The organism is Neobacillus niacini NBRC 15566 (assembly GCF_001591505.1).
Taxonomy (GTDB): domain Bacteria; phylum Bacillota; class Bacilli; order Bacillales; family Cytobacillaceae; genus Neobacillus; species Neobacillus niacini.
This window is the reverse complement of record NZ_BCVA01000010.1, coordinates 98635-121895: the sequence shown is the minus strand read 5'-3', so window position 1 is coordinate 121895 and position 23261 is coordinate 98635. Positions and strand designations below refer to the sequence as shown.

At 38.3% G+C, this 23261-nt stretch carries 18 protein-coding genes and 1 riboswitch; of the genes, 12 read left to right on the top strand and 6 right to left on the bottom strand.

Translation table 11 applies throughout. From position 1 onward, the window contains the following. Nucleotides 1–364: 364 nt before the first annotated feature. Nucleotides 365–1303: a glycerophosphodiester phosphodiesterase family protein gene (locus tag BANA01_RS11070; protein WP_034677379.1), complete on the bottom strand. Its 939-nt coding sequence runs from the start codon at nucleotides 1301–1303 to the stop codon at nucleotides 365–367. 288 nt (nucleotides 1304–1591) lie between these two features. On the opposite strand from BANA01_RS11070, the gene BANA01_RS11065 reads away from it, so the two are divergent. Next, complete coding sequence (locus tag BANA01_RS11065; protein WP_034677377.1) at nucleotides 1592–2779, top strand: MFS transporter; 1188 nt, start codon at nucleotides 1592–1594, stop codon at nucleotides 2777–2779. A gap of 49 nt (nucleotides 2780–2828) precedes the next feature. Here the strand turns inward: BANA01_RS11065 and BANA01_RS11060 are convergent, their stop codons facing one another. Next, nucleotides 2829–4178: a GDSL-type esterase/lipase family protein gene (locus tag BANA01_RS11060; protein ID WP_034677375.1), complete on the bottom strand. Its 1350-nt coding sequence runs from the start codon at nucleotides 4176–4178 to the stop codon at nucleotides 2829–2831. 352 nt (nucleotides 4179–4530) lie between these two features. On the opposite strand from BANA01_RS11060, the gene BANA01_RS11055 reads away from it, so the two are divergent. The 3 genes from BANA01_RS11055 (at nucleotide 4531) to recQ (ending at nucleotide 9566) form a co-directional block, all read left to right on the top strand. Then, a complete protein-coding gene (locus BANA01_RS11055; RefSeq protein ID WP_034677372.1) occupies nucleotides 4531–5679 on the top strand; it encodes an acyl-CoA dehydrogenase family protein in 1149 nt (382 codons plus the stop codon). Between the two features lie 15 nt (nucleotides 5680–5694). After that, a complete protein-coding gene (locus BANA01_RS11050; protein ID WP_034677369.1) occupies nucleotides 5695–7257 on the top strand; it encodes a fatty acid--CoA ligase in 1563 nt (520 codons plus the stop codon). A gap of 182 nt (nucleotides 7258–7439) precedes the next feature. Further along, nucleotides 7440–9566 (top strand): DNA helicase RecQ, encoded by a 2127-nt coding sequence (gene recQ, locus BANA01_RS11045; protein ID WP_034677437.1) that lies wholly within the window; start codon nucleotides 7440–7442, stop codon nucleotides 9564–9566. Nucleotides 9567–9680: 114 nt separating this feature from the next. Here the strand turns inward: recQ and BANA01_RS11040 are convergent, their stop codons facing one another. Continuing rightward, a complete protein-coding gene (locus BANA01_RS11040; RefSeq protein WP_034677366.1) occupies nucleotides 9681–10472 on the bottom strand; it encodes a formate/nitrite transporter family protein in 792 nt (263 codons plus the stop codon). 191 nt (nucleotides 10473–10663) lie between these two features. Here BANA01_RS11040 and yfkAB point away from each other — a divergent pair, with 191 nt between their 5' ends. Beyond that, on the top strand, nucleotides 10664–11782 hold the full coding sequence (yfkAB, locus tag BANA01_RS11035) for a radical SAM/CxCxxxxC motif protein YfkAB (RefSeq protein ID WP_034677364.1): 1119 nt from the start codon (nucleotides 10664–10666) through the stop codon (nucleotides 11780–11782). A 25-nt stretch (nucleotides 11783–11807) separates the two neighbouring features. Here the strand turns inward: yfkAB and BANA01_RS11030 are convergent, their stop codons facing one another. After that, nucleotides 11808–13022, bottom strand: coding sequence for an MFS transporter (locus BANA01_RS11030; RefSeq protein WP_034677362.1), 1215 nt, complete (start codon nucleotides 13020–13022; stop codon nucleotides 11808–11810). Between the two features lie 231 nt (nucleotides 13023–13253). Next, a riboswitch (SAM riboswitch) is annotated at nucleotides 13254–13360 on the top strand. 127 nt (nucleotides 13361–13487) lie between these two features. Here BANA01_RS11030 and BANA01_RS11025 point away from each other — a divergent pair. From BANA01_RS11025 to BANA01_RS10995, 7 genes are all read left to right on the top strand, one after another. Beyond that, nucleotides 13488–14597, top strand: coding sequence for a sugar ABC transporter substrate-binding protein (locus BANA01_RS11025; protein WP_034677436.1), 1110 nt, complete (start codon nucleotides 13488–13490; stop codon nucleotides 14595–14597). 111 nt (nucleotides 14598–14708) lie between these two features. Continuing rightward, nucleotides 14709–15470, top strand: coding sequence for a threonine/serine exporter family protein (locus BANA01_RS11020; protein WP_034677360.1), 762 nt, complete (start codon nucleotides 14709–14711; stop codon nucleotides 15468–15470). A 13-nt stretch (nucleotides 15471–15483) separates the two neighbouring features. After that, nucleotides 15484–15924: a threonine/serine exporter family protein gene (locus BANA01_RS11015; protein ID WP_174524416.1), complete on the top strand. Its 441-nt coding sequence runs from the start codon at nucleotides 15484–15486 to the stop codon at nucleotides 15922–15924. Nucleotides 15925–16093: 169 nt separating this feature from the next. After that, on the top strand, nucleotides 16094–17638 hold the full coding sequence (locus BANA01_RS11010; RefSeq protein WP_034677358.1) for a spore germination protein: 1545 nt from the start codon (nucleotides 16094–16096) through the stop codon (nucleotides 17636–17638). After that, the gene (locus BANA01_RS11005; protein ID WP_235847110.1) at nucleotides 17638–18735 is read left to right on the top strand and encodes a GerAB/ArcD/ProY family transporter; all 1098 of its coding nucleotides are present in this window, start codon (nucleotides 17638–17640) and stop codon (nucleotides 18733–18735) included. Before BANA01_RS11010 ends, BANA01_RS11005 begins: the two co-directional genes overlap by 1 nt. Beyond that, the gene (locus tag BANA01_RS11000; RefSeq protein WP_034677352.1) at nucleotides 18732–19853 is read left to right on the top strand and encodes a Ger(x)C family spore germination protein; all 1122 of its coding nucleotides are present in this window, start codon (nucleotides 18732–18734) and stop codon (nucleotides 19851–19853) included. Before BANA01_RS11005 ends, BANA01_RS11000 begins: the two co-directional genes overlap by 4 nt. Nucleotides 19854–20334: 481 nt before the next feature. Next, the gene (locus tag BANA01_RS10995; RefSeq protein WP_034677349.1) at nucleotides 20335–21363 is read left to right on the top strand and encodes an ion channel; all 1029 of its coding nucleotides are present in this window, start codon (nucleotides 20335–20337) and stop codon (nucleotides 21361–21363) included. A 281-nt stretch (nucleotides 21364–21644) separates the two neighbouring features. Here the strand turns inward: BANA01_RS10995 and BANA01_RS10990 are convergent, their stop codons facing one another. Together BANA01_RS10990 and BANA01_RS10985 are read right to left on the bottom strand one after the other, a co-directional pair. Next, nucleotides 21645–22031 (bottom strand): DUF350 domain-containing protein, encoded by a 387-nt coding sequence (locus BANA01_RS10990; protein WP_034677346.1) that lies wholly within the window; start codon nucleotides 22029–22031, stop codon nucleotides 21645–21647. After that, on the bottom strand, nucleotides 22025–23260 hold the full coding sequence (locus tag BANA01_RS10985) for a glutathionylspermidine synthase family protein (protein WP_034677344.1): 1236 nt from the start codon (nucleotides 23258–23260) through the stop codon (nucleotides 22025–22027). The genes BANA01_RS10990 and BANA01_RS10985 overlap by 7 nt, the downstream gene beginning before the upstream one ends. Between the last annotated feature and the right edge of the window lies 1 nt (nucleotide 23261).

The following is a 23261-nucleotide window of genomic DNA, read 5'->3' as shown; positions in this document are numbered from 1 at the left end:
CCATATTTCTTTAAAAATAAGCGGAGTCTTTCCGCTTAATTTATCTAAATCCTTGGATTTTGTCTTATTTAAAGCAGTTAACCGGAATATCTCCGCTTATATCTGCTTCTAAGGTTCCTCTATATACAATAGCCGGAAATTCTCCGCCTATGAATTCTCAAACCTAAATCAACAATGAATAATAACAGAGCTATTAATAAATAAAGGGTGCCTCACACAGTGGGCACCCTTTACTATTAAACAAAAGCCGCTATAATGATTTCCATAATCGTCAATGCTACCACATGATAGCCTGCGCTAATGAAGAATAAGGTGTAGTTACGGCTCTCAAAGAAAGTAGGGGTACCTCCAATAGCCCAAGTATCTATAAACCTTTTTCCTCAAGCAATTTGTTCAATAAATCTGGCCGATTTGTCAATATACCATCAGCGCCTGCGTCAATCAGTTTTTCCATCGTTCTTGGATCATCAATCGTCCAGTAATGGATGTCCATGCCAAGACGGTGTGCCCCATCAATTAACCTTTTGTCTGTTAAATCAAAGCCGCTGTCCTTTACAGGGATTTGGAAGGCATCGACTTTTGGTACATAAAGATTTCGCAAAAAGAATTTATGAAGAACAACAAAGTTTTTAACCTCTTGTCGGCCGGCTGAAACGGCAACACGACCTTTGCCATACTTTTCAAACGTTTGGATAATCTTTTTGTCGAATGAGCCAATAAGGATTTTATCTTCCATTTGGTATTTTTCAATTAGGTCCCATAATTTCGAAGCCATTTCTTCAATTCTTTCAGGAGGATTATCGTCTTTAATTTCTATTTCTATTTTTATGTCTTTAAATGTTTGAAACATCTCATCGACCGTTGGAATATAAACACCCTTACCACGGAAACTATAGTTGCCATCTAAGTCTTTAAAATGATAACCTGCATCGAGCGCTTGAAGTTCTGCTAAAGTAAGGTCTGCCACATTGCCTTTTCCATTAGTTGTCCGGTTAACACCAGGGTCGTGGATTGTAACTAAATGACCGTCCTTTGTAATATGTATATCTGTTTCAAGGACATCCACTCCCATGTTTGCAGCATTTCTAAAGGAAGCCATTGTATTAGAAGGTGCCAACAATTCACCGCCCTGGTGGGCAATGACTAATGGACGGTTATGATTAAAAAAGTTTTTCTGCTCGATTTGTTTAACTGGAAATAAATTAATAACGAACAGGAAAATGACAATAGCTGCTACGGTCATTTTTAAAGACAGCAGTACCTTCTTCTTTCTCCTTGTTTTCTCTAAAGTAACGTGTTGCATAATAGTGCTCCTCTACTAATAGCCTTAAGAAAAATCAACACGATTAATCGAAGCCAGGCTGCTGGAAATAGGTACATCATCATGGATGGATAGCAACGACTGGAATTTCGATTACTACTATTCATGATACCTGAGTTGACTGAAAAAAGATAACGATTAAACAGGATAAATAGTGAAAAGAAGATGATTTCATATTTTTATTTCTACTATTCTGTGCTATTATTTAGTGATACGAAATAAACGAACTATTCCTCCATTTTCTATAGGAAGATAGATAGGGGTGTTGTTTTGAGGGAACGTTTGTGGACTAAATCTTTTATTATGTTGATGATTGGAAATCTTTTTGTATTCATGTCTTTCCAAATGCTTATCCCCACATTACCACCTTACATTAAATCCATAGGAGCATCTGGGCTGGAAATTGGTCTTGTAACGGCATTGTTTTCGATCGGTGCAGTGTTGATAAGACCCTTTATTGGATACATGCTCGAATACAAACAAAGGAAGGCACTTGTATTAATAGGAGCGGTCATTTTATTAATCATTACCGTCCTTTACCCTATCTCAAGAATTGTCATGATATTTTTATTTATTCGTTTTATTCACGGTCTTGCATGGGGCTGGTCAACAACAGTTAACGGGACCGCTGCGGTAGATGTCATTCCATTTTCACGGCTGGGTGAAGGAATGGGCTATTTTGGGCTGTCAACGACAATTGGTTTCATTATCGCTCCTAGTCTAGGAATCTTTTTATATAATGTTACTTCCTTTACCAACCTCATTATTATTTCAGGATTACTAGGTTTTATTTCAGTTGTTTTGCTCGCACTTGTACATTACAAAACACCTGAAGCCGTGTTAAAAAACCAAAAGGAAAGTCTTAAATTTTCCTACCTCGGTTCACTTGTGGAGAAATCGAGTTGGTACCCATCTTTTATTACCATTATTATTTGTCTTGGTTATGGTTCAGTCTCTACCTTTATCGTCATCTTTGGGGAAGAAAGAGGCATTGAACAAATCTTTTTATTCTATATTCTTAATGCAATTGTTGCCACAGCGGCTAGACCGTTAGCAGGAAAGTGGTTTGATGAAAAGGGTCCCATTGGCATGATTTATTTTTGTATTTCGGCTACGTTTGTTGGGTTATGGGTCCTTTCCTATGCACAAACCGATTTCCTGCTTGCTGTAGCAGGCGGATTGTTTGGACTTGGTTTTGGCTGTGCCTTACCAACCTTACAATCATGGACCTTGTCCATGACGCCCGAAAACCGAAGAGGAGTGGCAAATGGAATGTTCTTTTCATCCATTGATTTAGGGATAGGATTAAGCGGCATTATCTTCGGGACAATAGCTCAATTCACAGATACGGCTAATCTTTTCCGGATTAGTAGTCTCTTTTTAATTATGGCTATCGTATTAACTGTGCTAGAAGTTAGGAAGAAAAAGGTTACTCCGAAGGAAAGAGTTGTGTCATAAATAAAAGGTCAGAACCTCTAACGTAGGGGGCTGACCTTTTTTATTTGGATTAAATTTCGTGCCTGCGTCTTCTTTGTAATTTCAATGTTGCCAATCCAGCTAAAAGGACGATAGAACCAATTGCGGTAAAATTATAAGCAGGAGATGCTGTGTTTGGTAACGCATGTCCTTTGTCAGTTAGTACTTTTACAGGTGTAACAGGTGTGGCAGGCGTAACAGGAATTGCTGGTGTTTCTGGCGTTGTAGGCGTAACAGGAGTTGCTGGTGTTTCTGGTGTTTCAGGAATTGCTGGTGTTTCAGGTATTGTAGGTGTTGGTGTATTATCAATTCCGCCAGTGTTTAGATCAGGGTTTTCCTTCGGCGGTTCTACTTTTTTAATATTTTCGATTTTAAAAGTTTTTACAACTTTAAAACCTAAATTGTCAAATAAAAAAACAGTGTAAGATCCATTTTCAGAAACATTAAATTTATTGTCGGTTATGATATCTCCAGCAGTAGCAAAGTCGGTAATTGTCTTCTCGCCAGAAAGCCATTTCAATTCAATAACTTTTTTGGCAGTAGTAGCAACTTCGATAGTCAATGGTCCAGCAGTTTGTTCTGTTGTTGCTGGATTCAACTCAATTTCAGGCTTAAGGACTACTAATGCCCTGTCACCTGCTTGAGCCAATGCAATCTGACCTGCTTTATTTGGATGTATATCACCTGGTAAAATTAGAGTCGCTTGGTTTCCGTTTATAGCAGAAAACGAGTCTGCCACAACTGCTCCATTATCCTTAGCTATAACATTAATAATATTTGTATTAATATCATTAAGGATCTTATCACCTAGAACCTTGAGATTTCCTGTTCCAAATGGATTATAAAGATTATAGAGAATTACTTGGGCATTTGGATTTATTTGCTGGATTACATTAAAAATTCCCGTTAAGTTTGTCTTTATTAATGCTTTAGGTGGCTCTGCTGCTTGTACAGCTGCATTAAATATCTGCTCCAGTGCTGGATTGCCTTCGAATGGAGGGGCAGCCCCTAATTGCTGCATTACAGATGCTAATAATGGATCTTGTAATAAGTCATTACTGCCGATAAATAACGTTATAACATTCGCATTTCCGATAGCACCTTGTACTGCTGGATTGCTTAAATTATTTAATAATTGTGTTGAAGTCAGTGCCGGAACACCTAAGTTGGTTACCTTGAAATTTCCATTTTGAATCAGATTAGGAAATGCATTTGGTGATGGTTGGGAATTACTGGATTCAAGGTTTAAACCATATGTAATCGAATCCCCAAGTGCTACAAGGTTAGGATTGTCAATATTTTCTGCGAAAGCAGAAGATGAAAAGAAGGTACTGAGTGCTAACATGAGTATAAATAAAATCGACAGCTTTTTAAACTTCATTTCTAATCCCCCAATTATTATGTATTTCGATGTCAGATTCTATTATAATCCCTTGTATTTTGAATATTCAATATATATAAATCTACAAATAATGCAAAAAGCCTATGACATTTGTAGTATAAGGTAGAATTTAATAGAATAGTTGTCTATAATAAACTTGTTAAAATATTCAAAAAATTCAACGTATTTGATACAATAAGTTGGGTAGATTTTTTATTGAAAAAAAGAGAAATTCCGATAATTTTGTTTTCACCACAACCCATATCATCCCTGTCTGGGACAAACATAACAGCTTCTTAGTACAAAGTGAAAACCTAGTAATTGGCTATTAGTTGAAAGAGAGGTGTGCATAATGAAACAACATCCATATTTAACTGAAGACCACGAAATATTTCGGAAGTCACTAAGAAAGTTTTTGGAGAAAGAGGCTGTACCACATTATGAGAGATGGGAGGAGGAGAGAATGATTCCCCGCTCCTTATGGAGGAAGATGGGAGAGCAGGGTTTCCTTTGTCCGGATTTAGATGAAAAATATGGCGGAAGTGGTGTCGACTGGGGATTCTCTGTTGTTATAAATGAAGAGTTAGAGAGAGTTGGTTCTGGTCTAGTAGGAATGGGCCTTCATAATGATATCGTAGTGCCCTATATCAACTCTTTCGGATCAGAGGTGCAAAAACAGCGCTGGCTCCCTCAATGTGTCACTGGTGAACTGATTACTGCCATTGCTATGACTGAACCTGGCACAGGTTCTGACCTTGCCAATATTAAAACCACGGCAAAGCTTGACGGTGAGCATTATATTTTGAATGGACAAAAAACTTTTATTACAAATGGAATTCAATCTGATTTAATCCTCGTGGCTTGTAAGACGGACCCTAATGCAGTACCGAAGCATAAAGGGGTGAGCTTGCTCCTTGTGGAGCGGGATACTCTTGGTTTTTCAAGAGGGAGAAAGCTGAACAAAGTTGGACTTCATAGTCAAGATACGGCCGAGTTGATATTTGAAGACTGTAGAGTTCCAAAGGCAAATTTACTGGGGGAAGAAGGCAAAGGGTTTCTCTATATGATGGATAAACTCCAGCAGGAACGCCTTGTTGTAGCGATTGCAGCACAAATTGCTGCAGAAATCATGCTTCAGGGGACGATTGAATATGTGAAGAGTCGTGAAGCCTTTGGAAGGCCTATCAGCCAGTTTCAAAATACTCAGTTTAAAATAGCTGAAATGGCAACAGAGGTAGAGATGGGGAGGGTATTCTTAGACCAGTTAATAGCGGAACACATCGGTGGTCAAAATGTGGTCACGAAGGTTTCGATGGCAAAATGGAGGCTGACGGATACCGCGAAGAAAATTGCAGGTGAATGCCTCCAACTTCATGGCGGCTATGGATATATGGAAGAATACGAGATTGCAAGAAGATTCCGTGATATTCAGGTTTCGAGTATTTACGCTGGTACGAACGAAATCATGAAAACTATTATTGCAAAAAACCTAGGATTATAAATTGGAGGGATTTAGATGACAACCACAATCGGAAAGATATTTGATTTAACGATAAAACGATACCCGAACAAAGAAGCCATTTATGATGTTAGGAAAAATGTCCGCTATACGTATAAAGAGTGGAATGAGCAGGTAAACAGACTTGCGAATGCATTAGTGAAGGAAGGGGTCAAAAAAGGTGATCGGGTATCTACATTCATGTTTAATACAGAAGAATTAGGAACGGCATTCTTTGCATGTGCCAAGCTTGGTGCGATTTTCAATCCAATCAACTTTCGTTTAATGCCTGAGGAGGTAGCATTTATTATTTCAGATGCGACACCTAAAGTAGTTCTTTTTGAAAAGGCATTGGAGCCTGTCATTTCCACGATTGAAAATCGTTTTGATTCTGTCTCCTTTTGGTTTATTGATGAGGAAGCACCTGTCTATGCAGCAAGCTATCAGGAAAAATTAGCTGCTGCTTCAAGCGAAGACATCCAAGCAGACGTAAACGAAAATGACATCTATGCGTTTATTTATACAAGTGGGACTACAGGCAGACCAAAAGGTGTCATGCATAGTCACCGAAATATGGTGGATCAAAGTGTTCTTTGTATTGCCTCCCAAAAGCTAGAAGCAGATGACGTTGGACTTGTGACCGCACCAATGTTTCATTGTGCTGAACTGCATTGTGCCTTTTTGCCAAGAATACATTCGGGGGCAAGGAATGTTATCCTGCATCAATTCAACCCAAAACGTATCCTTCAGTTAATAGGTCAAGAAAAGATAACCAAATTCTTTGCAGCGCCAACGATGTGGAACATGCTTCTTCAAGAGGACTTAAGTCAATATAATACAGATAGTCTAAAGCTTGGATTATATGGTGCGGCTCCTATGGCACCGTCTCTCGTTCATGCTCTCCATGATCGTTTTGGAATTGGTCTGGTTCAAGCGTACGGGATGACCGAAATGGGACCAGCGATCACCTTCCTATCAGAGAAAGATCAGTTAAGAAAAGCAGGATCTGCAGGGCAGGCTGCTATTAATCATGATATCCGTGTGGTTCGTACAAGAGAGAATGGACCGTCTGATCCGGATGATGTCGTTCCAGTTGGAGAAACAGGAGAAATTATTGTCAAAGGTCCTTGCATGATGATTGGCTACTTTAATCGAGAAGAAGCGACTGAAAAATCGATGTATAAAGGCTGGTATCATTCTGGTGACATTGGTTATCTAGACGATGAGGGCTTCCTCTATGTCAATGACCGAGTCGATGACATGATTATCAGCGGTGGGGAAAATATTTATCCACGTGAAGTCGAAGATGTTTTGCATGCACATGAGGGAGTATTAGATGTTGCGGTTGTCGGCCAGCCAGATGACCGCTGGGGTGAAACTGTGACTGCTTTTGTCGTAAGAAAAGATCCTAAGTTGACGGAAGAAGATTTAGAAGACTATTGTAAAAAAAGTGATAGTCTCGCAAATTACAAGCGGCCGCGCAAATATCTATTCTGTGAAGCCCTGCCGCGTAACGCGAGTGGGAAAATCCAAAAATTCGTATTGCGGAAGCAATTGGAGGAACTTTTTACACAGGGATAATAAAGTGAAAGGCCGCTGAGTCTGACTCAGCGGCCTTTCACTTTATGACCTAGCTGCATATTGCATAGGTTTACTTGCGAATAGCGATAAATTACTCTCGGATAGCCGAATTTACTCTCAGATTGACCAAAAAAGAGTTATAATGATAAAAGACTAAATAGCAGAAGGGGGAGAATTATTTGTTGTTTGAAAAAGCTCAACAGTTACTGGAATCTCATTTTGGTTATTCATCCTTTCGAAATGGACAGGAGCGCGCTATCCAATCCGTTTTAGCTGGAGAAAATACAATTTGTGTTATGCCAACTGGCGGAGGAAAATCAATTTGTTATCAAATTCCTGCACTTGTTTTACCAGGTACCACGATTGTAATATCCCCGTTAATCTCACTCATGAAGGATCAAGTCGATGCCCTCGTTCAAGTAGGAATTCCAGCAGCTTTTATCAATAGCTCACTAAGTTACAATGAAGCAAATGAACGAATGTGGGAAGCAAAACAAGGAATGTACAAGCTCCTATATATAGCCCCCGAGAGATTAGAATCCCGTGAATTTATCGAGGATTTAAAACAAATGGATATTCCATTGGTTGCAGTTGATGAAGCCCATTGTATTTCACAATGGGGACATGATTTTCGTCCAAGCTACCGTCATATCCAGAAAATGGTCGATAGTCTGCCACAAAAACCTAATGTATTAGCGCTGACTGCAACCGCTACACCAAGGGTTCGGGAAGATATTTGCGAAACACTCGATATCGACGAAGAGAATTCAATCATAACAGGTTTTGAACGCGAGAATCTTACTTTTGCTGTGATTAAAGGACAAGACAGGCTTCACTTTATAAGAGATTACTTAAAAAAGAATGAAAAAGAAGCAGGTATCATCTATGCAGCAACTCGGAAAAACGTGGATCAACTTTACGAAAGACTCAAAAAGGGGAATATCAATGTTGCCCGGTATCATGCAGGAATGGGAGACGCTGAGCGCATACGTGAGCAGGACCGATTCTTGAAAGATGAAGCCTCCGTTATGGTTGCAACATCAGCTTTTGGGATGGGAATTGATAAGTCCAACATTAGATATGTCCTCCATTTTCAACTGCCAAAAAATATGGAGAGCTATTATCAAGAGGCTGGCCGTGCGGGACGAGACGGACTTGATAGTGAATGTATCCTGCTTTATTCCTCCCAGGATGTGCAGGTTCAGCGCTTCTTAATTGATCAATCCAGTGATCGATCACGTATTCATGCGGAATTGGAGAAGCTGCAGCAGATGGTGGATTATTGCCATACAGAAAACTGTTTACAAGAGTTTATTTTAAAGTATTTTGGTGAAACAGAAACGGAGTCATGCAGACGCTGCGGTAATTGCCTTGATTCCCGTTCCAGCATTGATGTAACGAAGGAAGCGCAAATGGTAATGTCTTGTCTAATCAGGATGGGGCAGCGATTTGGAAAAACACTTATAGCCCAAGTTTTAACCGGTTCTAGAAATAAAAAAGTTATTGAACTGGGCTTTGATAAGTTAACCACGTATGGAATCATGAAGGAAAAAGGAACGAAAGATGTCAGTGATTTTATTGAGTTCTTAATCTCACAAGAATTAATTGCCATTGAACAAGGTCAATTTCCAACCTTATTTGTCTCTCCTAAAGGAAAAGATGTCTTGCTGGGGAATACCAATGTCCATCGCAGAGAAACCGTTAAAGTCAGAGAAATTTCAAAGGATGATCCATTATTTGAAGCTTTACGCGAGGTAAGAAGAGCAATAGCCGAAGCTGAAAATGTGCCGCCTTTTGTAATATTTTCTGATGCTGCGCTTAAAGATATGTGTACCAAACTGCCAATGACAAATGAAGAATTCCTAACGGTAAGCGGTGTTGGGGAACATAAGTTAAAAAAATATGGACTTGATTTTATCCAAGCCATTCGCACATTTTGCGAAGCAAACCCTGAGCGAAAGCCAGAGAGAATGATAGCCGCTGCTCCCAAAAAGCCCTCAAAAAAGGCAGTTGGCGATTCTCACTTAGAGACATTTCAGTTGCACCTGCAAAACTTATCCATGGAAGAGATTGCAGAAAAAAGAGAGTTGGCACTAAGCACCGTTGAGAGCCATTTAATTCAATGTGCTCAACAAGGAATGGAAGTAAATTTCACTGTGCTTATCCCTGCAGAGTATATTCCGCTACTGGAAGAAGCGGTTAAACAGGTTGGCAGAGACCGTTTAAAACCGCTTAAAGAACACTTACCTGAAGAAGTTAGTTATTTTATGATTAAGAGTTATTTATATTTTTTAAGTAAAAGACAATAGAATGAATTTATTTTTAGAATATTCGAAAATCAATTGTCGTCTGCCGTGTTAATTTGTTGATATTTCCCGGGAATTTGTCGATAAAGAAACAGCCGTATGAAAATAATACGGCTGTTATTGTTCTTTATACTCATCTAAAAAAGGCTTATTAACAAAATGATACATCCAGGCCATTAATATGCCTCCGCCAATCAAGTTACCAATAGTTACTGGTATTAGATTATGGAAAACTCCGCCCCATGAGATTGTTCCCGGATGGTTTAGCACTAAAGCAATGGCAAATGTACACATATTGGCAATGCTATGTTCATAGCCGGAAATAAAAAAGCAGAACACAAAAAGCATCATCGAAAACATCTTTGGTCCGTCACCTTTTAGACCCATTGGAATAAAGAAAGCTAGACAAACGAGCCAATTACATAGAATTCCTCGAAAGAACAATTCCATTGTTGGAACCTGCATTTTCTTTTCCACAACACTCAATAAAAACCCATTAACCGATGATTCTTCATAAAGACCTGTTGTGAAAATTAATAGTGCGAATACTGCTGCTCCTAAAATATTTCCAATGTAGCTGCTAACCCAGAGCTGGGTTACTTCTAACCAAGCCATTTTTCTTCTGAGGGCTGCATAGGTGTAATAAAAAGTATTACCAGTAAACAAATCTCCTCCGCCGTAAGCGATTAAAATAATTGCTGACCCAAAAGTGAGAGCAGCCATCGGGTAGGCAAAAGGAGAATGTTCCAAATAAAAGTAGTTTCCAGTCTTAAATGCAACAATTACACCAAAACCGATAAACATACTTGCAAGCATTGCTCTTAAAATATATCGTAACAGGCTTTGTCTAAAGATTTTTACCTTCTTTAAAGCCAGTTTTTCGACTTCGCTTAAGAGTGACATTTCCATTTTGTACATCACCATCCATAAATAACAAATTCTATCTTTTTAGTCTCAATCATAGTACATTAAATTATGCATGTATAGAATAATAGATAAATTACTAACATAAGGTTTTAAAAAAGCATTAAATTATCCATAAAAACCATCTATCAGCTATAATGAAGTGATTTTTCTAATACTGATTTAAGGAGTTTACTATGTCTCAATTGAAAAAAATAACCCCTGAGTATGATCCCTGGGAAGCTTATAATGATATAAAGCAATACGGAAAACCGATGCTTACCAATATTGAATTCACGACAACTCACCTTTGTAATATGCGCTGTGAGCATTGTGCAGTAGGTTATACCCTTCAAACAAAAGACCCCGAAGCAATTCCACTGGATTTGCTATTAAATAGGTTAGATGAAATTCCAACCCTTCGGTCCCTTAGTATTACAGGCGGCGAGCCGATGCTTTCGCTGTCCTCTATAAAAAATTACGTAGTGCCAATCTTAAAATATGCTCATGAACATGGTGTTCGGACTCAGATTAATTCCAATTTAACACTTGAATTAGCGCGTTATGAATTGATTATTCCTTATTTAGATGTTTTACATATCTCGCATAACTGGGGAACAGTGGATGATTTTGTTGAGGGTGGATTTGCCAGGATGGCAAACAAGCCTAATTACAAACAACGTGAAAAGTATTTTGCTAGAATGGTAGAAAACAGTAGGGAGTTAGTGAAGGCCGGTGTAATGGTATCTGCTGAAACCATGCTAAACAAACGTACCTTGCCGCATTTGGAGAAGATACACCGCCAAATTGTTGACGAAATGCTCTGTCAGCGTCATGAGATTCACCCAATGTATCCGAGTGATTTTGCTAGTAATCTAGAGACGTTGTCACTGAATGAAATAAGGGAAGCTATTCATCATCTTTTAGATATTCGTGATGAAAACGTATGGATGCTTTTTGGGACACTGCCTTTTTATGCTTGCAGTCATAAGACAGAGGATTTAGAGCTTTTATCCAGACTTTATAAAAGCCGAAAGGTAACGGTCAGAAATGACCCTGATGGCAGGTCCCGTCTAAATGTTAACATCTTTAATGGTGATATAATCGTTACGGATTTTGGTGATACGCCGGCATTAGGGAATGTGCTAAATACCAAGCTCACCGACGCGTATGAAAACTGGCAATCCTCTGTAATCTCTAAGGAATTGAGTTGTCATTGTCCAGCTGTATCCTGTTTGGGTCCTAATATTTTAGTTAAAAATAGTTATTATCAGGATTTGGATTTTTCCATTCTCCAAAACAATATAAGCAAATAAAAAAAGCAGGAGCTCCTGCTTTTTTCTATGCTGTATGTTTCACAAGGTTTGGGTGTTTATGCATTGAGATAGATAATATAATTCCGCTTATGATTAATAAAGCACTCGTGCTGATAAATACAGCAGAAAATCCTAAATAACCTGAAATAAATCCGCCCAACATTGGACCAACGATATTTCCAAGGAACCTTAAACTAGTGTTATAACCTAGAACTTCACCCTGCATGGCGATGGGTGCCTCTTGTCGTATATACGCAATACGGACGGGAATAATTCCGCCAATAGCGATTCCAAGAATAAAACGAATGATTACTAATTGCCAATAATCGGTGACGATTGCTGCAGGAAGATAGATAACTCCAGATACAAAAAGCAGAATCACAAGAATCTTAATATATCCGTGTTTATCTGCAATTTTTCCCCAATTTCTTGACATCAGCAAATTACCTAACCCAGCGGCTGAAAAAGCCATACCCGAGTAAAAGGCTATATCTGTGTGCCCGTGGAGTTCTGTAACAAATAAAGATAAAATGGGCTGAATGCTAAAATGGGCAATCTGAACTAATGCAGAAATGAGTAAAACAGTTAATAATACTGGATTTCTAATTATATGTAATATTACTTCCTTGCTACTATAATGTGATTTTGCACCCTTCTTCGGTTCAATTTTGTACTCCTTTGTTGTAAAAACCAGCAGACCCGAGACAAAAATAGCAATAGATGTCCACTTAAAAGTCAAGGAGTATCCGAGTGAATCCGCTAATACGCCGCCAAGCATCGGCCCGAGAAGGGATCCTGTGATACTGCCTGTTTGTAATGTACCAAGTACCCTTCCTGCTATTTCCTTCGGGGTTTGGGTAGAAATAAATGCTTGTGACATGGGAATAAAGCCTGTAAAGAATCCCATCAACAGCCTTAAGAGGAATAGCTGCCAAACGGTTTGCACATAGCCCATTAGAAATATCGAAAACGCCATTCCGATGCCTGAAATTATCAAAACCTTTTTTCTTCCGAAACGGTCGCCGATTTTCCCCCATATGGGAGAAAAAATAAAGGCGGATACAAATGTAACGGCAAAGGTTATTCCTGACCAGTGTTGAACATATTTTTCAGAAAAATCTCCGAAGGTCTCTATGTACAACGAAATAAAGGGCAGAACCATCGTCATACTGCCGGCAACAAAGAAGTTTGCGAACCACATGATTACAATATTCCGTTTAGCCATTTCTGAATTAGTCATGTCCGTCCACTTCTTTCTGAAAAATATTTCGCTTTCCTAAATATAATAATAGCGAATTTTTAAAATAATGACAGTAATAAGGCCTGTTGTGCAACATCTTGTACTTGCAAAAGTATTATAATATGGCTACAAATTAATTATTCTATTAAAAATATTTAGATAATACTATTGACAAAATGTTAATAGGAGATTAAATTTAGTTTAATACTTTAAACAAGTAAATAATACGTTCTCTTATCAAGAGTGGCAGAGGGACTGGCCCGATGACGCCCAGCAACCGTTCCGTTGGAATTGGTGCTAAATCCTGCAGAACAAGTAATTGTTTTGAGAGATAAGAGAGGAGTAGTCCTTCTTTTTGTGATGAAACCTCTCTTTTCTGGAGAGGTTTTTTGTTTTATTACAGAAACCCTCCTAGGAGCAACGTTGGTAGGAATGCACGTAAAACAAAAAAGGGGAGCTTTTAACATGAAAAAGAATTTATTTAAGAGCACGTTTGTATCTGCGATTGCAGCCACACTATTGCTTACAGGCTGTGCTTCTGGGGGAGAAACAAAGCAGGCGACCGGAAATACAAAAATTGAGGGAGTTCCAGAAGTTTTCTCAAATGGTGAGCAGCCAAAAATTAAGGTAATTCGAAAAATCGGCGGGGACGATCATACAGCTCAATTCTTAGCTGGTGCTAAACAAGAGGGTGAAGCGCTGGGTTTCAAAGTAGATGTGTTTACTGCCAATGGAGATACAGCAAAATTTCATGATGCCATTAATCAAGCGTTAAATCAAAACTATGATGGATTTATTATTTCTCATGGTGATGATGATGCTACGATCAATGATGTTAAAAAAATCGTGGAAGCCGGAAAAAGTGTTGTGGCATTTGACTCTAATGCAAACCTAACAACGGTGGATGGAGTTACGCTAACATCACAAGATGATGAAGCGCTTGCGACGCTGGCACTTGATCAATTAGTGAAAGAAACAAATGGTGAAGCGAATATTGCTTATTTATGGGTGGATGGATTCCCGCCAATGGTTCGTAGAAATAAAGTTTACCAAGATGTCTTAGAAAAGAACCCAGGAATCAAGGAAGTGGAGCGGTTTGGTGTGGCTTCTGCTGACACAAGCACTCAAACACAGAATGCAGTTGCGGCTATGTTGAACAAATATCCAAAAGGTAAATTGGATGCCATTTTTGCAACATGGGATGCTTTTGCGATCGGCGCTGCGCGTGCACTTAAAGAAGCTGGAAGAGAAGAAGTTAAGCTATATGGAATTGATGTCTCAAATGCGGATTTACAAGAAATCCAAAGAGATGGCAGTGCTTGGAAATATACAGCAGCGGTTGATCCAAAGTTAATCGGAGCTGTTAACATGAGATTATTAGCCAAGAAACTTGCAGGAGAAGAAACTCCACAAACGTTCGATCTCGAAGCATCATTGATCTCACAAGAAGATCTTCAAAAATCAAAAGAACCTGTTAATATGGTGAACCTGGCTGATATTATTCCGGGCTGGGGTCAATCTGCTGCCTTTGAAGAGGAATGGATGAAGAAGTTAAAAGAACATTATAAAAAATAACCTATTATGACGCCTGCCTATACGGTTGGCGTCTATTTTATTGATAAACAGAAAGTTTTTGATTAAACTTAGGAAATCATATTAAGAAAGAGTAATAGTGGTGAAGGCTTGATGGAAAATGAAAAAACACGTACATATGAAATAATGGAAGTTTGTTTGCTTGCGGGGAAAATTATGCTGCAAAGCGGAGGGGAAACCTATCGAGTTGAGGATACGATGATGAGAATGGCCGCTGCTTTTGGGATTGAGAACTCACACAGTTATGTAACACCGACAGGAATTATTTTTTCTGCAGAAGGTGCCGAGCCGACCAAAACGAAGTTGATTCGAATATTAACAAGATCAACTGACTTGAAAAAGGTGGCCATGGTAAATAGTATTTCACGAAGGATTAGTAGTGGTGAATTAGATCTAGAATCAGCTCTAACACTTCTAAAAGAGCTTGATTCATTAAATGTGACCTTTCCATTTATGGTTCAGGTTGCGGCAGCCTCGATTGCAAGCGGCTGTTTTATGATTATGTTTAGGGGTGAGTGGATCGATTTTATCCCAGCCATGTTAACTGGAGGAGTAGGGTATTTCGGTTTTTTATACTTTCACCGATATATACCAATAAAATTTTTCTCTGAATTTTTGGCCTCATTCATCATTGGTTTACTGTCGTTTTTTCTTGTAAAAATAGGGGCAGGACAGCAGTTAGATAAAATTATTATCGGGTCCGTCATGACGTTAGTTCCAGGACTTTTAGTCACGAATGCTGTAAGAGATTTAATGGCTGGGCATTTAGTGTCGGGATTATCTAAAGGTGCAGAAGCATTCTTAACTGCTTTTGCTATTGGATCAGGAATTGCGGTAGTATTATCTTTTTTGTAAATGGAGGCTTAATGTGGACATCATTGGACAATTAGTCACAAGCTTTATTGCCACAGCCGCTTTTGGCGTAATTTTTAATGCACCGAAGGAGACGTTAGTAAAATGCGGATTTGTTGGAATGGGTGGATGGATTATCTATTATATAGCGGAAAAGTATTCAGGAGATTCCGTTTTAGCTACACTAGGAGCCACTCTTTTTGTTGGGATTGTTAGTCAAGAGTTAGCTAAATTTTATAAGACGCCTGTTATAATTTTTAGTGTTGCAGGAATCATACCTTTAGTTCCTGGCGGTTTGGCGTATGATACAATGAGGAATTTTGTCGAGGACGATTACTATCAAGCTTTGGCTTTAGGTGCAAAAGTAACGTTACTCTCAGGTTCAATCGCTTTTGGTCTTGTATTTTCAGAAGTTATCAATCAGGTAGTACGTAGAATAAAAAGAGCAAATCTCTAAAAACACATAATTTTGATTAAAGCAGAGGGCAGCCTTTGCTTTTTTTCGTTGTTGCCTAGATGATTGTACCTTGTGCCAGTGCTTAGGTGAAAGTTGGATTTGATTGCATATCCTTCCATATAAAGATGCAAACTAACCTATCTTATTCCATAATAGGTGGGTTTTCTTTATGCTTTTTTTTCGAAACTATCGTAATAAACAGAGACAGCAAAGTTCATTCAAAATGCAGAACAATGACCTCACCGAAAAAGTGATAAGTCCTCTATTATTGGAGAATTTGGCTGAAATACAGAAGATTTTTAGTGAGACTACCGATTTGATTGTGAAGAACTTTGTTATAAAACAAACAAAATGCCCAGCTGCTCTTGTTTATTTAAGCGGGCTCACCGATACAAAGACGGTTAATAATCATGTCTTGCGCCCATTGTTATTCGAAGCGAATAAGGAGGAGCAAGACTTTGAAGTACAGGTATCGCTGGGGTTGGTAAAAGAGAATAGTACTTGGCAGGAAATAGAAAATGCAATTTTACAAGGAAATAGTGTTTTATTTATTGATCAGCGGCATATAGCATTCATCTTTGATACACAGGGATGGCCGCAAAGAGGAATTGAGGATACGAACATTGAGTCTTCTTTAAGAGGTGAACATTTAGGGTTCACAGAAACAGGAAGTAACAATATTGCGATGATCCGCCGGCATATTCCAAACCGAGAATTGAAAATGAAGGAAATGACCGTTGGTGCAAGAGGGAACTTGAAGCTTACGATATTGTATTTAGCAGATGTTGCAAATCCTGATGTATTGAAGGAGCTTGTAGACCGAATAAACAAACTCGAAGTCGATGGTATTTTAAATGCCGCTTCTTTAACGGAATATATTGAGGACAACCCCTATTCTCCTTTTCCACAACTATTTTTAACAGAACGTCCTGATTTTGCTGCTGGAGAAATTTTACAGGGGAGAATTGTGACAGTAGTAGATCGATCTCCAAATGTCCTAATTGGACCAGCAACGTTTGAAATTTTTTTCAAGAGTATGGATGATTATGGTGCACGTTGGATAGTGGCATCCTTCATTCGCCTCATGAGATATTTTGGATTTTTTATTGCCATATTTCTACCGGCCACCTATATTGCTGTCATTGCCTTTCACTTTGAAATCGTCCCTTTAAAGCTGCTTTTATCCATTGGTGCATCACGAGAACGAGTTCCATTTCCACCTTTTATAGAAGCAATCATTATGGAAATAACATTAGAAATGCTGCGTGAAGCAGGTATACGTCTTCCTGCAAAAATTGGTCAAACAGTTGGTATCGTTGGCGGTATTGTCATAGGGCAAGCGGCTGTACAAGCAGGAATCGTAAGTAATATCATGGTGATTGTCGTTGCCTTAACTGCAATTGCTTCTTTTATTATTCCAAATTATGATATGGGCGCAGCCATTCGGCTGCTTCGATTTCCAATGATGATTGCAGCAGCAATATTCGGATTTGTGGGACTCGCAGTTGGATTAATGACATTAATTGCTCATGTTATTGCACTCGAATCTTTAGGTACACCTTATGGCAGTCCATTCGCTCCATTACGTTTTCCAGATTGGAAGGATCTATTTATACGGTTTCCAGAATGGTCGATTGTCAAGCGCCCTGAAAGCACTAGAGCTATTCAAAGGAAAAGAGCTAATTCAAATCGTCCAAAGGGTGACGAACATTGATGAAATATACACAAAATCCAATTACGTTCATGCAATATATCTTTTTAATTCATGGTGTCCAGGTTGGGGTCGGTCTTTTAACATTGCCGCGTGAATTAGCTGAAAAAGCAGGGACAGATGGCTGGATCGCTCTTATTATTGGCTGGTTATTTTCTACACTAGCGAGTTTAATCATTATACAAGTGATGAAGAATTATCCTAATGGAACGATTATTGATCTAATCACCCATTATTTCGGAAAATGGTGTGGAAAAATCGCGGCTGTTATTTTTATTTTGTATTACGCTTTTATAGGCTCTACCATTTTTGTTCGGGAAGGTCTGTTTATCCAATTTTGGATTTTACCGCAAACAAATATGGTTATCTTACTATTGCTCTTATCCATTCCCAGCTACCTGATTGTTCGAAATAATATAACGATAGTAGGCAGGTATGCTGAATTGGTTTTTTTTATGACGATATGGATGTTCTTCTTTTATTTCAATCCATTAAAAGAGGCTCACTGGCTTCACCTGCTTCCTATTATAAAAGAAGGATGGTTTCCGATACTTAAAGCAGTAAAAACAACGATTTTTTCCTTTTTAGGATTTGAAATTGCTTTTTTCCTGTATCCTTTTTTGCAACAAAAACATAAAGCATCCATCGGAATAGTCATTGCTAATACACTTACATTGATTGTATTTTTAATTGTAACGATCGTTGCTTTTACATTTTATAGTCCAGATGAAATTACCCAGTATAAAGAACCAACCATAAATCTGTTAAAAATTGTTGAATTCAAATTTTTGGAACGGTTAGAAATTGTCTATTTATCTTTCTATATATTTGTCATATCTACGACGGTCCTGCCAATCTTTTTTGTTACTGTGTTTTCTGTCAGTCAATTATTTGGTAAGCAAGATCACAGTAAATATGTAGGATGGTTATTACTTCTTAACCTGGTCTATGTTTTTTTCTTACCTCAATCTTTTGACAGGAATACACATTTTCAAAAAATGGGCGAACCCATTAGTTTCCTACTTGGATATGCTTTTCCGCTATGTTTATGGGTATATCTCCTGCTTTATTCTCACCTCAAAAGGAGGGCGATAAAATGAAACGGTGGTTATATGCGACTCTTTTTATTTTCCTTATCGTCATCCTTTCTAGCTGCGGCAAGAAAGCTCCTTTAGAGGATTTGACGCTTGCTTTAATCCTTGGTATTGATCTAGATGATAAAAATAACCTTGTCTTTTATGAAATTAATCCAGTTTTTAGTAAAGAAGCAAAGAAAGGAACTGAATCTTATGAGGTAAAGGCGAAAACAATACGAGATTCAAGAAGACTTTTTGATGCTTTGACAACAGGAGAGGTAACTGCTGGGAAAATTCAAGTATTATTAGTGGGAAAACGTGTCCTGCAACATGAAGATTGGTTTCCAATATTGGATACTGTTTATCGAAACCCTACATTTTCCATGAGTACAAGAGTAGTGACGGTTGATGGTCCTGTTTCAAAAGTTGTTGTTCATAATCCAGAAGAGAAACCACAATTATCTTTACATCTGAAAGCTTTGATCGATAAGAACTATGATCGAACGAGAGCGGTAAAAGGTACACTTCAAGAACTGCATAGGGAGATTTACGAGAAGGGTATGACCCCTTTTATTTCGGAAGTGAAAAAAGAAAAAAATATCGAGCTGGCAGGAATATCTCTTCTTGATAATAAAGGGAAATATGCTCAATTTCTTAATGTGCCTGAATCCACTCTACTATTGATGTTACAAAATAAAAAGAGGCATGAAATCACTCTAACGATTCCCGTTCTTCCTAATAAAGATGAGAAAAACATCTTCCATAAAAATGTGATAAGTTTTGCCGTTAACAAAGTAAAAACCAGGATAAAACCTGGATATAAGCAGAATAAATTTCAATTTAATATTAGCATTACATTGACCATCAATATTGTAGAACGTTTATTTCCGGAAGAGAAACTAAACAATGATCAATTAACGGCGGCGATTGAAAAAGTGTTAAAAAAACAAATCGAGGACCTCATAAAGAAAATCCAAAAAAAGAAAATAGACCCTATTGGGCTTGGCCTTTACGCCCGTGCGTACCAATATACTCATTATAAAAAAGTAGAAAATAAATGGGGAGAAGCTTTGGCCGAATCGGATGTCAATGTATCTGTAAAAATAGACATAAATTCGAATGGAGCTGTCATTCAAAAATAAAACACTATAAAATTGGACGAAGGCAGAGGATTTAATTCCTCTGCCTTCTTTTGCTTTTGATCCTAGAGGATCACTATAGTAACTTGTGAATGGTTGTTTCGATGATCAGCCATCGCAAGGTAAAAATTTATATATAATAAATGGTATTAAAAGACCAATTTGCCGCGGTTACTCTTCCACCTGATGGTTTTATACCTAAACGACGTAAGCCCTACCTCTCTTACATCCTAACGGCTCCGAAGCCGATCCAGTGTGAATAAGTTTTACTTTTAAAACATAAGCAGAATGCCAGAATAAAATTCTTACATTGCGTTATCTCGTCTATTACAAGTTACATAAATGCTAAGCACAATTAATAATAATACATCAAAAAATATTGTGTGTCAACAATATATTTTGAGAGAGTGTTTATACTCTTAAAGGAATAAATGAATAATTAATAGAAATATAAATAAAAAAGGATTAAGTAAGGAGGGGAAGAATGCTTTTTTTTCGTAAATTGTTTCTAACAGCTTCACGATACCGTTATCGAACCGTAATTCTGTTTACCATGCTTTTTATTATTGTAAATGCAGTAATCATTCGATTCTTAGAGCCGAAGACCTTTGAAAGCAGCTTACATGCAGTGTGGTGGATTCTCACGACAATGACGACAGTAGGTTATGGAGATGTATACCCTACTACGGACGCAGGAAGAACCTGGGCGATGATTGTCGTTTATACATTAGGGATAGGCTTATTTGGAACAGTTATTGGGGTGATTGTAGATAGTGTTTCACAATATAAAAAGCGGAAGGAGGAGGGGAAATTGTTATATAAAGGTGAGAATCATTTTGTCATTATTGGCTGGACTGCCAAAAGTAAGAGTACTACTAAGGAACTATTATTATGTGATGAGAAAACGGATATCGTATTGATAGACGAATTTGAAAAGACACCATTTGAACATGAACGATTTCATTATATTCAGGGGAGTCCGACAGATGTTGAGACATTGAGAAAAGCTAAAATTGAAAATTCCCAAGCTGTTTTGTTATTCGCAGCCGAAGGGATAGCAAATCCTGATTTAGTAGATGGCAAGACACTGTTAACTGCTTCCTCGATAGAACGCTATGACGAAGGGACGGAAAAGAATATTTATACGATTGCAGAGATCATCAATGAAAAACATGTTGATAATTTTAAGCATGTTAAGATTGATGAGTTTATTTTATCAAATGGGTCCGTGTCGAATCTAATGGCGAAATCTGCACAAATGAAAGGAGCCAGTCATCTATTTACACAATTGTTAAGCAGGCAGGATGGAGATGGAGGAAGTGATCTGTGGGAAGTAAATATTAAGCCAGAGTGGAAAACATACGGTGCTGCTTACGAATACCTAAAGGAGAAAGGGGCTCAGCTTATTGCTGACCGACATGATTTGAACATACTAAATAAATGGAATGAACCTATCCCAAAGGAAGCTAGATTATTTGTCATATGTGATAAATATACATATCAAACTCTATAAAAAAACCAATCATAACGATGCGTCAGATTGTCGAGAAGAGTATCTTTCTTGGAAGTGGTTTTTTACTATTTTGTGATTTGAGGACGTATTACATGAGCAGCGAGCAAGGATTTGTCCTTTATACAGGATCTTGAGGACAAATCGAGTGAGCACCAAGCAAGGATTTGTCCTCAATACAGGGTCTTGAGGACAAATCGTACGGGTCCCTTTTTAATCATAGTCAAAATAAAGGCTGTCGAGACTTTCTCGACAGCCTGACGCATCATAACGATGCGTTTTTCTCAATAGGTTAAACATCCTGCAATAACAATCCCGATAGAAACGGAAAGTAAAAGTAGAAATAGACCAACAGCACGGTTATCGTCTTCAATACTTTGGCTGATGTTAAACCGGGGTGTAAGTAATTCGGCAAGATAAAACACGATAATCTGTGCTACAATTCCAATTGCTCCCCATATCACCATATCTAATAGAGAGATGGAATTAGCTAGGGCTGAATATAAGACAATGGCAAGCCCCAGCAGTCTGCCTCCTAATACATAACTTGCGGCTTTGTTTCCCTTTGCCATTAAAGAAAATTCCTTTACCTTTGTGGTGATTTCCATTAAAAAGAGTCCAACGATTAATAATGCAATAGAAACACCTAAATATATCAAGAAATCTAACAATTAAACCCCTCCTTTTTTATTCCTACCGGTAAGAAATAAGACTCATTCCCTGTGATTTTACCTCCTGCTCGAATCCCAATACTGCTTGGTTTCCCAGCAATCAGGAAGGAACCAAATACTATAGATAATTCTTCGATACCTTTTTCTGTCTCAAGTGAAACAATTGGAAGTGGAACATAAGATTGGTAGACAGGCAGTTCCTTATGGTAGGTTTGAAAGGAATTTTGAGCGTCTATTTCGCTGTGTTGATCCCATATGGTAATGGTATCTCCTTCCCTGCCGAAGGATGGTTTCTGGACAAAGGCAGTGGTACCTGCAAATTCATCTGCCTCAAGAAAGGTAGGCAGCATGTATGTGTTTATCCAATCCCGTTCTTCCTTTGTATAAAATTGTTCATTTTCTGCCAATCCCCAAATCAAACATTGAATGGATTTAGGTTGAAGCAGAAATGCTGAAACTGGATTTACAATGGATAATTTCCGGTCTTTAGCAAGCTGTAATAAGTCAACTCCTACGAGATCCCCTGTATTTGGATCACGGTCCTCAAGTAAATGTTCAAGAGGGTAGGTCTGGCGATATAATACATCAATGGGTACACCATTTGAATCTAAAAGTGCATCATCGGTAAGCCGCAGTTCTGAAAGAGGGAGGATTTGATTAGGAACCTTACATAACTGACTTAAATATACCGTGGTATTCCAATCCTCCATATGGTCACGGTGAGCTGTGAACACAACATTTGGTGATATATAGCCCTTTGAGGATTCAAGGACAGCCTTAGTGATACCAGAAGCGAGGAGCCGTTCTTGGTTCTCATTCGGGTTAACAAAGCCAAATTTTGAACAAGCTTTCCCGTTGATTTGGAAGCATTCAACGATAAAGGTAGGAGTGTCAGCATTAAACTCAAGCATTTTTATCCCGGTGTTCGTCAAAGCAAAATCAAATCGAGAGATGACGGATTCAGGAAAAGGACTTTTCATCCGAAGAAATGGAAGACTTGCTGCAGGGAAACCTAGTTCAAGTAGCTGTTCGTCTTCAAGACTGCGAAGGAGACCTGCAGTTTTGAAAAATACCCTGCCCATTCTTTCTGTGGCTTCCTTCAACAGGGTGTGTGTCTGCTCTGTAATACTATAAACATGATATAAACTGTATTCACTTCCATATAAATTCGACCAAAAGTCAGGAAATTCGGAGTAAAATTCCTCTCGTTTATTTGCGTATGTGGTCATG